Origin of the sequence: Thermosynechococcus sp. PKX95, from assembly GCF_031583295.1 — a bacterium.
GTDB lineage: Bacteria > Cyanobacteriota > Cyanobacteriia > Thermosynechococcales > Thermosynechococcaceae > Thermosynechococcus.
In genome coordinates this window covers 1,907,045-1,923,651 of sequence record NZ_CP134171.1, presented here as the reverse complement: position 1 = coordinate 1,923,651, position 16,607 = coordinate 1,907,045, and the positions used below count along the sequence as shown (strand labels likewise).

General features: G+C 52.9%; 11 protein-coding genes and 1 pseudogene. 10 read left to right on the top strand and 2 right to left on the bottom strand.

Going from position 1 to position 16,607, the window contains the following annotated elements:
• The first annotated feature begins 71 nt into the window (after positions 1-71).
• Positions 72-2,228, top strand: a complete 2,157-nt coding sequence (locus RHH81_RS09445; RefSeq protein WP_206199960.1) for a HAMP domain-containing sensor histidine kinase — start codon at positions 72-74, stop codon at positions 2,226-2,228.
• On the opposite strand, the gene hemL is transcribed toward RHH81_RS09445, so the two are convergent.
• On the bottom strand, positions 2,219-3,454 hold the full coding sequence (gene hemL, locus RHH81_RS09440) for a glutamate-1-semialdehyde 2,1-aminomutase (RefSeq protein WP_315862931.1): 1,236 nt from the start codon (positions 3,452-3,454) through the stop codon (positions 2,219-2,221). The genes RHH81_RS09445 and hemL overlap by 10 nt on opposite strands.
• Positions 3,455-3,690: 236 nt before the next feature.
• Here hemL and RHH81_RS09435 point away from each other — a divergent pair, with 236 nt between their 5' ends.
• The 3 genes from RHH81_RS09435 to RHH81_RS09425 all read left to right on the top strand — a co-directional run bounded on the left by RHH81_RS09435 (position 3,691) and on the right by RHH81_RS09425 (position 4,532).
• A complete protein-coding gene (locus RHH81_RS09435) occupies positions 3,691-3,870 on the top strand; it encodes a hypothetical protein (protein WP_206199958.1) in 180 nt (59 codons plus the stop codon).
• Between the two features lie 95 nt (positions 3,871-3,965).
• Positions 3,966-4,172 (top strand): hypothetical protein, encoded by a 207-nt coding sequence (locus RHH81_RS09430; RefSeq protein WP_310742963.1) that lies wholly within the window; start codon positions 3,966-3,968, stop codon positions 4,170-4,172.
• A gap of 9 nt (positions 4,173-4,181) precedes the next feature.
• The gene (locus RHH81_RS09425) at positions 4,182-4,532 is read left to right on the top strand and encodes a hypothetical protein (protein WP_206199956.1); all 351 of its coding nucleotides are present in this window, start codon (positions 4,182-4,184) and stop codon (positions 4,530-4,532) included.
• Here RHH81_RS09425 and RHH81_RS09420 read toward each other — a convergent pair.
• Positions 4,465-8,205 (bottom strand): PAS domain S-box protein, encoded by a 3,741-nt coding sequence (locus RHH81_RS09420; RefSeq protein WP_310742962.1) that lies wholly within the window; start codon positions 8,203-8,205, stop codon positions 4,465-4,467. The two genes, RHH81_RS09425 and RHH81_RS09420, sit on opposite strands and share 68 nt — an antisense overlap.
• Positions 8,206-8,522: 317 nt before the next feature.
• Between RHH81_RS09420 and RHH81_RS09415 the strand changes: the two genes are divergently transcribed.
• The 6 genes and pseudogenes from RHH81_RS09415 (at position 8,523) to RHH81_RS09385 (ending at position 16,588) form a co-directional block, all read left to right on the top strand.
• Positions 8,523-8,750, top strand: coding sequence for a hypothetical protein (locus RHH81_RS09415; protein ID WP_225901554.1), 228 nt, complete (start codon positions 8,523-8,525; stop codon positions 8,748-8,750).
• Positions 8,705-9,556 carry a prepilin peptidase gene (locus RHH81_RS09410; protein ID WP_399372818.1) on the top strand — a complete coding sequence of 284 codons (852 nt, stop codon included), beginning with the start codon at positions 8,705-8,707 and terminating at the stop codon, positions 9,554-9,556. The genes RHH81_RS09415 and RHH81_RS09410 overlap by 46 nt, the downstream gene beginning before the upstream one ends.
• Positions 9,557-9,860: 304 nt before the next feature.
• Positions 9,861-12,536, top strand: coding sequence for an alanine--tRNA ligase (gene alaS / locus RHH81_RS09405; RefSeq protein ID WP_310742961.1), 2,676 nt, complete (start codon positions 9,861-9,863; stop codon positions 12,534-12,536).
• A 166-nt stretch (positions 12,537-12,702) separates the two neighbouring features.
• Positions 12,703-14,127 carry a site-specific DNA-methyltransferase gene (locus RHH81_RS09400; protein WP_315863388.1) on the top strand — a complete coding sequence of 475 codons (1,425 nt, stop codon included), beginning with the start codon at positions 12,703-12,705 and terminating at the stop codon, positions 14,125-14,127.
• Positions 14,127-15,082, top strand: a pseudogene (locus RHH81_RS13040) (type II restriction endonuclease). Before RHH81_RS09400 ends, RHH81_RS13040 begins: the two are co-directional and overlap by 1 nt.
• Positions 15,083-15,355: 273 nt before the next feature.
• Positions 15,356-16,588 (top strand): LL-diaminopimelate aminotransferase, encoded by a 1,233-nt coding sequence (locus RHH81_RS09385; RefSeq protein WP_302678157.1) that lies wholly within the window; start codon positions 15,356-15,358, stop codon positions 16,586-16,588.
• The last annotated feature ends 19 nt before the right edge of the window (positions 16,589-16,607 follow it).

Genomic DNA, 16,607 nt, shown 5'->3' with positions numbered 1-16,607 from the left:
CAAAGCCGGCGTAAAACGGCATCCTACTTCATTATTTGATGTATCCCCCGTTGCAAAAAAGGGCTGTATCCATGAATTCCCTCTCCCTAGCCAGCTTTACTGAACCTGCAATGACGGTGGGGGCAGGTTTGTCTCTCAGCGAGGTGTGCCAGCGTTGGCAAGAAACCCTCCCAGAGACGATCGTCATTGTGGATGAGGGGCAAAAACCCTTGGGAGTGGTGCAGGGCTGGCGGTTGGCGTTGAGTTTGGAGCGGGAAGGGACGTTAGCCGACTTGGCGGTGGGGAGTGTGACGGCTTCTTGGCGATCGCCCGTGATGGTGGTACCCGCAACGTGGACACTATTGCAGTTTCAGGGGTGGTTGCGCAGCCAAGTCCAGATGCCAGCCTATATTGCGGTTGTGGATGCACAGGGTTGTTTTTTGGGACTGCTGGATCAGCAACGCTTGCTCTATCGCTGGGCGTGCCAGCCCCCTTTGCCTTGGCTGGAGGTGATTGAAGAATTGCCTTTGCCGGTACAAATTCAAAACGCCCAAGGGAGAGTCGTTTGGCAAAATCGCGCTTGGTCAGAACACTTAACTGATTTCTTGCCACTGGTGCAGCCTAAATTTGAAGGCATGAATTGTCAGGCACTAGAGGCGCGATCGCGTAGCGCGCCCTTCGGGCGATCGCTCTGGCAGGTGTGTTCGTTTCCCTTGAATTTAACGTCGTTGGACTGGGAGAAGGCAGAAAGCGGTGTCGCGGTGGCGAGCGATCGCTATTGGTTATTTTTTGCCCAACGGCGGCAGGAGTCAGATCCGACGACCCCCACCCGCTTGCACCAACTGCGCCTCCATCAGCAAAAGCGCCTCCTCCTGAGCTTGGGGCATGAACTCAAAAATCCCCTAACGGCGATTCTCAGCCTCACCCAACTTTTGTGGCAGCACCCTCTACCAGAGCAACAGGACTACCTTGCCCTGATCCAGCGTAGCGGTTGGCAAATGAATCGCCTCATTCAGGCGTGGCAGGACCACACCCGTGCCCTTTGGCGAGAGTTGGAATTGCAATGGGAAACCGTAGAATTGGCGGGTTTGTGGTTGCGATCGCAGGAGTTGGCGGAGCATCTTTACCATCTAACCCCGCCGGGTTGGCAGTGGCAGTGGCACATTGATCAGCCCTTGAGCCATGTGTACCTCTACGGCGATGCTCTGCGGCTACGGCAGATTCTTGCCCATCTCTTGGGGTGGCTGATGCTCTTTCCCAGCGATCGCTATGGACTACGCCTGAGTCGCTGGCAAAATTGGCTGGCGCTGCAACTGTGGGAAGAGGGACATGGCATTCCCCTCAAGGATCACGATCGCCTGCTGCACGAATGCCTCGAGGACTACGCCGAAGTCACCATGGGGCTGATGCTCGCCCGCCAACTCTGTCGTCTCCACAATGGTGAGCTTTCCTTTATTGCCCAAGCTGACGACTCCAGTGAGTGGACAGTACTACTGCCCTTTGCTGAGGAACTTCCCCCTGAATTACCCACTACGGCTCAATTGATCCTTTTGGTCAGTAATGATGCCACGTGGATCATGGACACGACTTCCGCATTGCAGCGCAGTCACTACGGCTATGTGGTCGCTCGCCATCCCCTTGAAGCGCTGGATAAGCTGGAGCAACTGCAACCCACGGCCATTGTTGTCCGCCCCGCCAGTAGTCTCATTTTGGCTGATGTGGTTGAGAGTCTGGCCACCAGCCCCTTCACGGCCACTGTTCCGTTGATCATCCTCTCCGATGAAGCCACTCCCTTGGGCTTGACCGGTTTTGTGCAACGGCTGCCCTTGAGTAGTCATCCCAGCCTGCTGATTGATGTCCTCGATCGCTGGTGTTTCCCGCGATTGGCTGCTCCAGTCGAAGAATCGACTTTTGAGCGTCCCCTCCTCAATCAAACGGTACTCCGCCTCGGCCTCCTCCATGACATTAGCCTGCCCCACCTGCGGCTCCTCGAAGCAGAAGACCTCGAACAGGCCGATCTCTTGGTGGAGATTTGGCAACCCGATGTTCTGATTTGGGATTTGCCCGCTGACGAGGTCGCCGATCTGGAGAATCATCCCAAACTGCGAAAACTCCCCATGATTACCTTGGCCGAAGATAGCAGCCGAGCCATTCATCAATTGGGGGATGTCATGGTCTTTCCCTGCCTCAACCTTGCGGACTTAATGGATGTGGTGCTCCTTGCCGCAACGGTGAAAGCTCAAAGCTGACTCAGCACTGTCCGCGCTGCCGCAATGGTGCGCTCAATATCCGCCTCTGTATGGGCAAGGGAAGTAAAGCCCGCTTCAAACTGGGATGGCGCAAGGTAAATCCCCTGCTCCAACATACCCCGGTGGAAGGCCGCAAACTTTTTCAAATCGGACTGCTTGGCTTGCTCATAGTTCGTCACCGGACCAGCGGTGAAAAAGAGACCAAACATGCCACTGATGTGCCCACCACACACCTCATGGCCAAATTCCCGTGCGGCCTCTAACAGTCCTTGGATCAGCTTGCCCGTGATCCGATCCAGTTGCTCATAGCTACCGGGGCGGCTGAGAATTTCCAAGGTTTTAATGCCCGCTGTCATTGCCAAGGGATTGCCAGAGAGGGTACCCGCTTGATACACCGGTCCTGCCGGCGCCACCATCTTCATAATGTCAGCGCGACCGCCATAGGCACCCACTGGTAGGCCACCGCCAATCACTTTTCCGAGGGTGGTGAGGTCTGGTGTCACACCAAATTTTTCCTGAGCACCACCATAGGCGATGCGAAAGCCGGTCATGACTTCATCAAAGACCAAGAGGGCACCGTACTGTTTTGTCAGCTCCCGCAGCCCTTCGAGAAAGCCGGCATCTGGCGGAATAAAACCCGCATTGCCGACCACAGGTTCAAGGATCACCCCCGCAATGTCATCGGGATACTGTTCAAAGAGGCGACTGACCGCTTCGAGATCGTTGTAGGGTGCGGTTAATGTGGCGGCGGTGGTTGCTTTCGGCACGCCGGGAGAATCGGGTAAACCCAATGTAGCGACTCCTGACCCTGCTTTGACCAAGAACATATCGGCATGACCGTGGTAGCAGCCTTCAAACTTGATCACCTTTTCCCGCTGGGTATAGGCACGCATGAGCCGCAGCACTGCCATACAGGCTTCGGTGCCAGAATTCACAAAGCGCACCATCTCGACACTAGGGACAGCGGCAATCACCATTTCCGCCAAGATATTCTCAAGCACGCAGGGGGCGCCAAAGCTGGTTCCCTTTTCAAGGGCGGCATGGAGAGCATCAATGACTTCGGGATGGGCATGGCCGACGATCGCGGGTCCCCAAGACCCCACATAGTCAATGTATTGGTTGCCGTCTACATCCCAAATGTGGGCACCCTTGACGTGATCAAAGACAATGGGCTGGCCGCCGACGGACTTGAAGGCACGCACGGGTGAACTGACGCCACCGGGCATGAGTTTTTGGGCAGCGGCAAAAATTTCTTGGGATTTTGTGGTTTGAAAAACGGTTGTGGTCAACGTCAACTCCCTCAAGCATTGGCGTGCTCACAGTATTATAGGCAATTCTTCTGCCCCTTAACCCGACAAAGGCGCATGTTGCAATTCTTTACGGTTTGGGCGGCTCATTTATGGCGTTTGGGAGAATAACACTGGAGTTGTACCCACAGAACGGCTACCTCTGCAAGATGTCTATGTCCTCCACGCCACTTCTGCCCACCTTCTCCATCATCTTGGAAACTGAGCACTTGGCAAATGCGGATATGGCTGGACTCCACCGTGCCCTCCAGTCCCTTGCTAGCCAAGATTTACCCCCCACTGCCGCCAATGAAGTCCTGCTCTTGAAACAGGGGATGCTCCCCAAGCGTATCTAGTGCTGGCTGGGGAAACTGCGATTCGCGGGGCTGGTGTTTACCGCACAGCTATGGCACTGACTGACATTTTTCCGCAATACAGTGGGGGAAGGCAAATGGAACCGGCGGCGGGCTACTTTTTGAATAATGTGGCTTTTCGCCGTCAGTTTTTGCTGGATCACCCCATTCCCACTGAATTGTCCCTCTATCGCGGTAACTGCCTCATTCATGCCCACACACTGCTGCAACAAGGGGAGTGTATTTGGCGGCAACCCCAAGCCCGTGCGAGTCATGCTCCCCCCAATGGCCTCTGGCACTTCTAGTGGCGATTTTTGCTCATTGGCCACGATGACTACTGGCAGCAGCGCTTGTTAGGAAAGCCCTCCCAAAGGCCACGGGTGCAAGATCATCAGGGCTGGCGGGGCAAGTTGAAAATTTTTGGCCAGCGGTTGCGGCGCATGATTAGCCATGATCCAAAGCATAGACTGTTCCTGCCCTTGGGGCTACCGATCGCCCTCGTGGCTGTGCTACTGATTTTGGTGAGCTACCAAGTGACTGCCCTCAAGCCCCACCATCTGCTGAAGGCCTACGACAGAGTTCTCACTAAGCAAGAGTCTAAGCATAGCAATAGCGATCGCGCCCGCCCCGCTTGGCGAGATAGAGCTGCTGATCAGCAAGGGTGATGAATTCATTCACCGGTTGGCCGACTTGGGGCAGCAAGCTGACAATGCCCATACTCAGGGTGACGCGATCGCTCACTGAGGAGGCCATATGGGGAATCTCCAAGGCATAGAGAAGCTGTTGGATGCGTTCGGCGACGCACAGACTGCCAGTGAGATCGGTATTGGGCAAAATCAAGGCAAATTCCTCACCACCGTAGCGTGCGGCTAAATCGGTGGGACGGCGCACCGCTTGGGTTAATATTTTCGCGATCGCGATCAGGCAGTCATCCCCTGCTTGGTGGCCGTAGTGGTCGTTGAAGTTCTTGAAGAAATCGACATCACAAAGAATCAGGGAAATGTTCGTCTGTTCTCGCTGGGCTAACTGCCACTGCTGCTGCAAATCCTGGTCAAAATAGCGCCGATTGGCAATCTGGGTGAGGCCATCAATGGTCGCAAGGCGGGAGAGTTCGGCATTGGCCAATTGCAGTGAGTCATACAAGTTTGTTTGCTGAATGGTAATTGCCAGTTGATCGGTGAAGGAGAGAATGAGTTGGCGTTCCTCATCTGTCCAGCCGCTGGAATGATTAAAACGCTGAAAGGAAAAAGCCCCCCAAATCTGCTGATTGATCCGAATTGGGGCAATGAGCCAGCCACCACCGAGCACTTGAGCAATTGCACGGTTCACTGCATCGGTGGGATCCAGATTCTCTAGGGCAGGCAGCTCGGCAATTTTTCCTTGGCGGAGGGTTGCGGCAATGGGATTATGCTCGTCTGGAATCGTTATCCCCACGCTAGGGGTTATATAGGGTTTGTTGAGAAACTCCACTAGGGGAATCCAGTGGTGCTGTTCTGGCTCGTACTTGACGACAATGGCGCGATCGACCCGCAGGATATGACACACCTCCTGTACCGCCTTGGCAAAGGCCTGATTGAGATCAGGGGCTTCGCGAATCTCCTGAATGAGCTGGTTGAGTTCCCGCTGGCGAACGGCTTGATCTTGAAGGTAGGCCTCGTAGTGCTTGCGATCGCTAATATCGCTAAAGGTGAGAATCACCTGCTCAATGCTCCCCGTTGCCGTGACTTCTGGATCAGCGGTCACTTGCAGCCAGAGCCGCTGTTGGGTTTGTTGATTGAGAATGCCCATCACCCCTTGTACCCGTTGCTTTTGAGCAATGGCAATCATCAGCGGAAAAGCCGCTGGCGGCATTGGTTCCCCGGCATCGTTGAGGGCATCCCAAGCCATTTCTGTTGGTTTTTGACCAATGATGTCCGCTTCCTTGACCCCCAGCAGCTCACAGCCCCGAGGATTAATCACTTTTGCGTAGAGATCAGCAGACAACAGCATCACTCCCACATCTAAATCGTTAATGAGATTGCGAAAGAGTGCTTCCCGTCGGCTGAGTTCTTTAGCGATCGCCACTTGAGTTTCTTCAAAACGCTTGATTTGTGTAATATCGCGGATGACGCAGAGGACTTGATTTTTGCCTTTGTAGCGCAACCTTGTGGCAAAGATATCCACATCAATAACCTGGCCATCGCTACAGCGATGCTTGCTGACACCGTGCCAAGTGGGCTGATGCCGAATCGTCTCTAGGAATTCCTGAAACTGATCGCGGTAGTCGGGGTGCAGAAAATCCTCAGGTTGGAGTTCAAGGCATTCACTACGACTGAAACCATAGATGTCGCAGATGGCATCATTGACCTCAACGATCTGTAGGTTTTCGGTGTCATAGATCACTAGGCCATCGGCCACAGACTCGAAAACACTGCGATATTGAGCCTCGCGCTCATCCAGTTCAGCAAGGGCACGTTTGCGATCGCTAATATCAGTACAGACCACCACACAGCCGACAATTTCTTCCTCCTCATCCAGCAGGGGAAAAAGGTGGCTGAGCATATCACAGGGAGCATCGGTGCGGCAACGCAGCAGAATTTCTTCGTCGTTAATGGTTTCTCTGTCCAGAACGCGGTCAATCAGGGCTTCCACCCGAGTCACTGATTCTTGGGGATGGAGCAGTGCCGAAAATGGCATACCGGGCACCACTTGAGCCGCTGCCAGTGTCTTCAAGCCAACCCAATTACTGGTTAAGAGAGTTTTGTCGCGATTGAGAGTCAAAATGATGACGGGACAATTGTTCACTAACTGCTCATAGCGGTTGCGCTCGCGATCGAGGGCGAGTTGCAGTTGGCGTTGGCTAGTAATGTCATCAATCAGGGCAATCAGCAGGTGAGGCTCACCATTGGCATTGCGCACACAGGAGAGGGTTAAATTTCCCCAGACGGTGTGCCCCTTTTTGTGGCGGTAACGCTTGACAATTTGATAGGTGTTGCGCAGTCCCAGTTGACACTCTTGGATGAGAGCCGCCTCCTCAGGCCAATCTTCAGCAAAGGTCAGATCATGGGCGGTGAGATTTGCCAGTTCAGGAGCGGTGTAGCCGACAAATTGGCAAAAAAAGGGATTGCAATACACAAGGCGGTAGTGGTTAGCAGGGCTAGTGACAATAATCCCGACTTGGGCATTTTCAAAGACCGCACGCCAGCGATACTCACTTTCTCTGAGGGCTTGCTCTGACTGAATCCGTTCTGTTTCATCCACAATGATGCCCTCAATTGCATAGGCTTTGCCGGTTACGTCATAGACTCCCTGACCGTACTCATGTACCCAACGCTCCGACCCATCAGCACAGAAAATGCGGTAGCCGACACTAAAGGGGAAGCCCTTGGCAAGAGCCTCATGGATTGTGCAATCAACGCGATCGCTATCTTCTGGATGCGTAATACTAGCGTAGCTACGAACCTGATTGTGCACCAGTTCGCTCGAGAGATACCCCGTCAGCTCGGTGAACTTGGGACTTAGGTATTCCATCGTCCACGAAGCATCAATGGCACAGCGATACACCACGGCGGGTAGGTGATCTACGAGGTTGCGATAGCGTTGTTCGCTTTCCCGCAGGCGCATTTCCTGTATCTTTTGGTCATGGATATTGACCATGACGCCGATGACGGTTGTGGTGTTTGGTGGTTCCTGCCGATATTCCCAGCGATCGCGCACCCACACATACGCACCATTGGCATGGCGCAGGCGATATTCCAAATCGCAGGGTGTTGCTCCCCCTTGCTGAGGGATGGCTTGCCAAAAGCGCTCTTGATCCTCTGGGTAGATGAGTTGCTGCCACGCTCGCAGGGTTTTGGGCAATTGCTCTAGGGGGTACCCCAGCACCCCTTGACTGTCACCGTACCAATAACACCACTCTCCTTGGATTTCCCAGAAGAGCTGTTGACCTATCTCCGTCAGGGTGTGAAATCGCTGCCACCATTTTTCCAGTTCATTAACCCGCGCTTCTTGGAGCAGCCAATGGCGATAGCGTTCGGTAATTTCCGTTAGGGTCAGGGTCCAGCCGTGAGCATCAGCGGTTAAATCCAGTTGCCACCACTGCTGTTTGGGCGGATCATAGCAGTCCCATTGTGCCGGGGTTTGGGTGTTGAGCACTTGCTGGAACCGCTCTAGGGAGAGGTCAAAGTTGGCGGACAGTAGCTCGATGACGGAGAGGCCCGCTAAATCGGTACTAGCGTGGTTCAATAACCGTTGCGCCGCAGCGTTGGCATAAAGAATGGTGCCCTTGCGATCGCCCGCCAAGACAGGATGAGGTAAATGGTGCAGATGATTGGCAAGGGAGAACTGCTGTGAGTTCATGGTTGGGTCAAAGGAGTTGTGAGGAAACAAGGAACACAGTCAATAGCTACAGGGCGAGGCTAGCGATCGCCAGGGGGCTGGGCATGGTGAAACAATCAATTCCTTCATGAATACTCTCCTGAGGTGATTTCACGAGGAAGATGTCTTAGCGCCATCCTACCCCTATGCTATCGCTTTGCTAAGACAAGATGATTGATAGTCAGGTAGAGGATTTCAGATCTGCTTTTGCATAGGCGGAGCGCTTGGCGAGAACTGATGATTGGCTCAAAACCAAACATAACCGTTTCTAATTGTTCGCTTGCCGAGGAGTGGGGCACATGCCAGTTTTGCAGACCATGGAAACCGTTGATACCCCCCTATTAGCCGCTGCTCAATCCATCTATAATCTCTACCAGCAGGTTCATGGGGCAAAAACGGTGCCTGCGGGTGTCGCTGTTAATCGGCAAACCCTGCGGGGCTATGTGCTGTTTACTAGCCAACCAGTGCTGCTGCCCCAAGAATGCTTTATTCCCTACGATCATCTGCCGGAAGTAACACGCCTATAACTGCACTAACTTTTTTGACCTTTGCTAGCTACTGCCTTGTCTTTGGCCTTGGGGCAGCGGTGGGGAGCTTTCTCAATGTTGTGATCTACCGTGTGCCGAGTGGGCGATCGCTCCTTTATCCGCCGTCTCGCTGCCCGATCTGTTTGACCACACTCAAGCCCTGGGACAATATCCCAATTTTGGGCTGGCTATTCCTGCGGGGGCAATGTCGTTACTGCCATGCACCCATTTCTTGGCGGTATCCTGCGATTGAGCTGTTGACGGCACTGCTGTACGTCCTGATTGTGGCTGTGAGTGGCTGGCAAGTGCAAACCCTTGTGCTCTGGCTGCTGAGTGCGTGGCTCTTGGCTTTGGCCTTGATTGATCTAGACACGATGACGCTGCCCCATCCCCTGACAAAATGGGGGTTGATTGTCGGCCTGCTCCTGAGAGGGTTAACGACGGGTCTAGGCGGACTCACGGAAGGCATCATTGCCGCAGTGATTGGCATTTGGCTCTTTGATCTGATCCGCTGGGGGGGGGCGATCGCCCTTGGTCAGGAGGTCATGGGGGGAGGGGATAGCAAACTGGCAGCGATGATCGGGGCTTGGCTAGGTTGGCAGGGATTGCTCGTTACCTTTTTCTTGGCCTGTGCCCTCGGTGGCCTGATGGGTGGACTGGGGATTGCCCTCGGTTGGATTCAGCGGCGGCAACCGATTCCCTTTGGCCCTTTTTTGGCAGTAGCGGCTATTGTCAGTGGTCTCTTTGGCCGCCAATTGATTCATCTTTATCTCGAAACCTTTTTGCCCGGCGTGTTTGTGCGCTAACTCTTATCAAAGAAAGACAACTTGATAAGATAAGCCAAAATCCCCTGACAAGGGCGACAATCATAAAACCCCATAGGTGGGCATCCACCACCCGCTGGCGATCGCTCAGATCAGCAACTTTCTCATATTAGCGCGCATTCCTCTCACTTCCTCAAGGAGTTGACCCATTTCAGAGCGGGTGGCTGGCTCAGTCATGGCTATTCTCGTAAATCCTGCCAATGGGGTGCCTTATTCCCAGAGTACAATCCAGTATGATGAAATAATGTTCTTGCCGTTTGTTGCGCTCCGTTGAGACGTTGCTCCAATGACCTCGTCCCCCTCTGCGTCGGCGACAATTGCCCTCACAGGTGATCAAATTCGCCAAAAATTCCTTGAGTTCTATGCCGCTAAGGGACACACGATTTTGCCCAGTGCCTCGCTGATTCCAGAGGATCCGACGGTGCTGCTGACGATCGCCGGCATGCTCCCCTTCAAACCCATTTTCCTCGGCCAAGAAACGCCAAAGGTACGCCGCGTCACCACTGCGCAAAAGTGTCTGCGCACCAATGACATTGAAAATGTGGGTCGCACTGCTCGCCACCACACGTTCTTTGAAATGTTGGGCAACTTCAGCTTTGGCGACTACTTCAAGGCGGAGGCCATTGGTTGGGCATGGGAATTGATGACCACGGTTTATGGTTTGCCCCCGGAACGGCTCTTGGTGAGCGTCTTTGAAAATGACGATGAGGCCTATGACATTTGGCATCGCCAAGTGGGCTTGCCCAAGGAGCGCATCCAGCGCATGGGAGAGGAGAGCAACTTCTGGACGGCGGGGCCAACGGGTCCCTGTGGCCCTTGTTCTGAGATTTACTACGACTTCTATCCGGAAAAGGGGCTAGCTGACGTTGATCTCGATGACGATCGCCGCTTCATCGAACTCTACAACCTGGTGTTCATGGAGTTGAACCAAGACGATCAAGGGCGCCGCACCCCCCTCAAGGCGAAAAACATTGATACCGGTATGGGCTTGGAGCGAATGGCGCAGGTTCTGCAAGGGGTGCCCAACAACTACGAGACAGACTTAATTTTCCCGATGATTGAGGCGGCAGCGCAGCGAGCCGGGATTCAGTACCGCAAAGCCAATGCCAGCACCAAAACGTCCCTCAAGGTGATTGGCGATCACACCCGTGCCGTGGTTCATCTCATTGCCGATGGCGTCACCGCCAGTAATGTGGGGCGTGGCTATGTCCTGCGGCGATTGATTCGGCGCATTGTCCGCCATAGTCGGCTGTTGGGGATCAATGAACTGGTGACCCCTGCCTTGGCTCAAGTGGCGATTGATCTGGCTGCCAATGTCTATCCCAATGTGCGCGAGCGGCAGGCAGTGATTCTCAGCGAACTCCAGCGGGAGGAGGAACAGTTTCTTAAGACCTTGGATCGGGGTGAGAAGCTCTTAGCGGAGATGCTCGCTCCATTGAAGACAACTAAGGGCAAAAAACGCAGTAAACCACAATTGGCAGGGCGCGATGCTTTCGTTCTTTTTGATACCTATGGCTTCCCCTTGGAGTTGACCCAAGAGATTGCCGCTGAGCAAGGCATTGGTGTGGATGTGGCTGAGTTTGAAGCCTGTATGGCCGAGCAGCGGCAACGCTCCCAAGCCGCTCACGAAACCATTGATATTACCGTTCAGGAGGGGATTGACTCCCTAGCGGATCAACTGCATCCGACGCAGTTTCGTGGCTATGACGAGTTTAGTTTGACCACGACCGTAACAGCGATTTTGGTGGCGGGTCATCCGGTAACAACGGCAACAGCAGGGACTGAAGTGCAGGTGATCCTTGAAGAAACTCCCTTCTATGCTGAATCCGGTGGCCAAATTGGCGATCGCGGGTATCTCGCCACCAGTGATGCGCTAGTGCAAATCCACGATGTGCAAAAGCAAAAGGAAGTGTTTGTTCACTACGGCAAAGTGGAGCGGGGCAGCCTCAGCGTTGGCGATCGCGTGAGCGCCCAAATTGATCTCAGTTGTCGGCGGCGGGTACAGGCGCACCACACCGCAACGCATCTCTTGCAGGCGGCCTTGAAAAAGCGGATTGACGAAAACATTTCCCAAGCGGGATCACTGGTGGCTTTTGATCGGCTGCGGTTTGACTTTAACTGCCCCCGTGCCCTCACTCGCGAAGAGCTGCAACAGATTGAAGATCAAATCAACACGTGGATTAGTGAAAGCCATGCCACCCACACGAGTATCATGGCGCTCAATGAAGCCAAGGCCAAGGGGGCGATCGCCATGTTTGGTGAAAAATACGGTGAGCAGGTGCGCGTTCTCGATATTCCCGGTGTCTCTATGGAACTCTGTGGTGGCACCCATGTCCACAACACTGCTGAAATTGGCCTCTTTAAGATCATTAGCGAAAGTGGTGTGGCGGCTGGGATTCGCCGCATTGAAGCCATTGCTGGACCGGCGGTGCGTGACTATTTGCAACAGCGCGATAGCATTGTCCGCGAGTTGTGCGATCGCTTCAAAGCCAAACCGGAAGAGATTCTAGATCGCATTAGCCAACTCCAAGCGGATCTCAAAGCCCAGCAAAAGGAACTGGAACACCTCAAAGCCGAACTAGCTCTTGCCAAAACCCAAGCCCTCTTGGAGCAGGCTGAAGCCATCGGCGCTACCCATCTGCTTATTGCCTCGCTGGCGGGGGTAGATCCCCAAGGGCTAAAAACCGCTGCTGAATGGCTCCTGAATAAACTGGGCAGTGGAGCTGTGGTGTTGGCCACTCAACCGGCTGCTGACAAAGTGAACCTTTTAGTCGCCGCCAGTCCGGACGTTGTAGAGCGGGGGGTTCATGCCGGTCAACTGGTGGCGGAACTCGCCCAAGTCTGTGGTGGCCGCGGCGGCGGGCGTCCCAACTTTGCTCAGGCCGGCGGATCTCAACCTCAGAAATTGGCCGAGGCCTTTGAAAGGGCGCGATCGCGGCTACAGGAAGTACTCGAGGGTTGATAGATTAGCATCACTATCTTCTTTGTCGATCTTTGCTCAGTTGGAGTGAGAGCCGTGAAGCACAACTGGCTGCCCCGGAGACAGAAACACTTAACCGAGAGCAGCAGTCTTCTCGTGCAGGCGAGAGGTCACAACCTATCGGTACGTTTAGTATTCAGCTATTGAAATGCAATATACTACGGCATCCACTGCTGTATTGTCTCAACCCCCTGAGTTCCTCAGCACTATTAGACATCTTGATAAGCAGCTACACGATCGGTTCAGAAACAGATTCGACATTGACCCTACACTCTCGCGTTTTTTGGTGAGTTTCCAAGGCAATAAAACTAGACCTTCTTATCGTTGGTACAAGTTCAAAGAAGCGTTTTCAGCTTCTTTAGTCGAACATCTATTTCATAACGGTATTAACGCAGGTAGAATTCTGGATCCTTTCGCAGGCAGTGGAACAGCTTTGTTTGCTGCAAGTGCAATGGGTATAGATGCAGATGGGATCGAGTTGTTACCCATTGGTCGCGAAATCATTGCGGCCAAACAAATTCTAGATGCCGAATTCACCCCTGAAGACTTCGAGAGATTGTGCCAATGGTCGACGTTGAGAGTTTGGAAAGAGTCGCAAATAAGTGTTCCCTTGCCAGAGCTGCGAATCACACAGGGAGCTTATCCCAAAACAACAAAGGAAGCCATCGAAAAATATATAGGCGCGTACCAAGTCGAGAATAGTAGAGTTCAATCCATCTTGCGCTTTGCTTTACTTTGTGTACTGGAATCCATCAGTTTTACTCGAAAGGATGGTCAATACCTTCGGTGGGATTACCGCTCTGGACGCACACAGGGTAAGAAAATTTTCGACAAGGGCGAAATCCTAGAGTTCGATCAGGCTATTTGTGAAAAGATAAACGAGATTTTAGAAGATGTATCACCCAATCATCAAACAACTTTGTTTGCTGCGGAAAAACTTCAGGCTCAAATCCGTTTGTTTGAGGGTTCATGTCTTCAAATATTGCCGCAATTACCCGACAGCACCTACGATGCAATTCTGACCTCTCCGCCTTACTGCAACCGCTATGACTATACGCGTACCTATGCACTGGAACTCGCGTTGTTGGGCACAGATGAACAAAAACTACTGAGACTTCGCCAAGAGATGCTTAGTTGTACAGTGGAAAATCGCCCAAAAGACTTGTTGGGCATTAACCCGCAATGGGCAACGGCATTGGCTGCTGCTGATGAGGAGGAACTATTACAAGCCATTCTGAAGTACTTGGAAGACCAAAAAGCGCAACGGGCTCTGAACAATAACGGAATTCCTCGGATGGTAAAAGGCTATTTTTATGAGATGGCTTGTGTTGTCGCCGAATGTGCGCGTGTATTGAAACCAAACGCACTCTTGTTTATGGTCAACGATAATGTCCGTTATGCAGGAGCGAGCGTTTCGGTCGATATGATCCTCTCTGATATTGCAGAGAAATTAGGCTTTTATGTTGAACGTATTCTCGTTTTGCCAAACGGCAAAGGCAATAGTAGCCAGCAGATGGGGGAGTACGGACGCGAAGCTCTACGTAAGGGCATTTACATCTGGAGAAAATTGTAATGTCTTTGCGCCCATACCGAAACCATCTTCAGTCTAGTGATGATCTCGTTACGAGCTATGAAGCCACACGCGCAGGCTTTGTTGCTCTTGCGCTCGAAAAGAATCGTCGCTCTACGCCTTACGTCGCCGAAGCAAGGGCATTGCAAGAAGCTGCATCAGGGGCTAAAACCCCTGCTGATTTGCTGGCTATCAAAGACATAGAAGTAGGTCTTCTCAGGGGAGCAGGATTATCTGACAAGGCGCTGGTTCATCTACAGCCAGCAGACAAGGCGGAAGCCATCAATGGCCTCATCAAGAATTTCTTGAGCCAGCGGGAGAGAAATTTATTGAAGAACTAGTGTTCAGGTTTCTGCTGACGCGTGGCGACGCCCTCGGCGGATCAATGCGCAACATTGGCGGCGTCTTAGCGCAGAGAAAACTTACTCGCGCAATCATTTCAACGCTGGCGATAGCTGGCATCAGTTATAGATGGCAACATTCAAAGACTAGGCGGTGGGTTGACATGACTGACGATGACTTGGAAATCGAGTTGTCTTTGCGTGGCTTGAGCTGGGAAAGCATGGGTAAGTCGCGCACCTTGATTGACAACTTGACCGTCCCTTTGGTGAAAAACAATGTGGACATGTGTTTATTTAACCTTAGCCCTGAGGAGTTGCAGTCCACAGAGCATCAATTGGCCACGTCTTATATTGCACTCGGTGAACTCAAAGGGGGAATAGACCCAGCAGGCACAGACGAGCATTGGAAAACTGCGCGAGCGGCTCTTGACCGTATCCGTGAAGCGTTTTCGAAAGCGAAACACTCCCCGCATGTTTTCTTTATAGGTGCAGCGATTGAGAAGAAAATGGCGGTCGAGATATGGGATCAACTGGAAAAGGGATTACTTGCCAACGCTGCTAACCTAAACAATCCAAATCAAATTGCATCGATCTGTCGCTGGTTATGTGATTTGTAAAAGTGCTGACCCAATTTAGTTATACCAACCAGCGATCGCCCCAATGGAGGACTCACTTTTGCTGCAAGTACTGCTTTTCAGACCGTGAGCTTTACTGTGCAGTTCCAGAGGCTTATAGAGCAATCGCTGGCGAATATGAGTGAGGAAAGCGTGAATAATCCCGTATTCTTTAGGGTGCTCATCCTGAAAGATATTGAGTTGCCCAAATTAAAGCATCACTTTAGAATGTTTGAGGTTAAAATTTAACAAATCTCCCTGATTGCAGTCTAATCTATGGCCTTTGTTAACGCAAACTACCTCAAACTCAAGGCAGGGTATCTCTTTCCGGAAATTGCCCGCCGTGTCAATCAATTCTTGCAAGCCCATCCCGATGCCCCCCTGATTCGTCTCGGCATTGGGGATGTCACCGAACCGCTGCCGGCAGCCTGTCGTCAAGCAATGATTCAAGCGGTGGAAGAAATGGGCGATCGCGCCACCTTCAAAGGCTATGGGCCTGAGCAGGGGTATCCTTGGCTACGGGAAAAAATTGCCGCCCACGACTTCCAAGCCCGCGGCTGCGACATTGATGCCAGTGAAATTTTTATTTCCGACGGCTCCAAGTGCGACACAGGGAATATCCTCGATATTTTTGGCGACGGCAACCGCATTGCCGTTACCGACCCCGTTTATCCCGTCTATGTGGATACCAATGTCATGGCAGGGCACACGGGGGAAGCCAATGAACGCGGGGAGTACACTGGACTGGTCTATTTGCCGATTACCGCTGAAAACCACTTCACCGCCACGCTACCCAGTGAACCTGTGGACTTAATCTACCTCTGCTTCCCCAACAATCCCACCGGTGCGGTGGCCACACGGGAGCATTTAGAGGCGTGGGTGGACTATGCCCGTGCCCACCAAGCAATTATCTTCTTTGATGCCGCCTACGAAGCTTTTATTACCGATCCCGCTATTCCCCACTCCATCTATGAAATTCCCGGTGCCCGCGAGTGTGCCATTGAATTCCGCTCCTTCTCGAAAAATGCCGGATTTACGGGAACTCGCTGTGCCTTTACCGTAGTACCCAAGGGTCTCAAGGGGCAAACCCCCAGTGGCGAGGCCGTCGAACTCTGGGCGCTGTGGCAACGGCGGCAATCCACGAAGTTTAATGGTGTGTCCTACATTGTGCAGCGGGGCGCCGAGGCGGTTTACTCTGAAGCCGGTCAAGCCCAAGTACGGGAACTGGTGGCCTTCTATATGGACAATGCCCGTCTCATTCGCGAAAAACTCACCCAAGCGGGCTTTGCAGTCTATGGTGGGGTCAATGCTCCCTATGTCTGGCTGAAGACGCCCCAAGGGATTGGCAGTTGGGACTTTTTCGATAAATTGCTGCACACTTGCTATGTAGTGGGTACCCCCGGTGCTGGTTTTGGGGCAGCGGGTGAGGGCTATCTGCGCCTTTCGGCCTTTAATAGTCGGGAAAATGTGGTTGAAGCCATGGATCGGGTGGTGGCAGCCTTTGCCTAAGAATTCACCTAGAATCAGG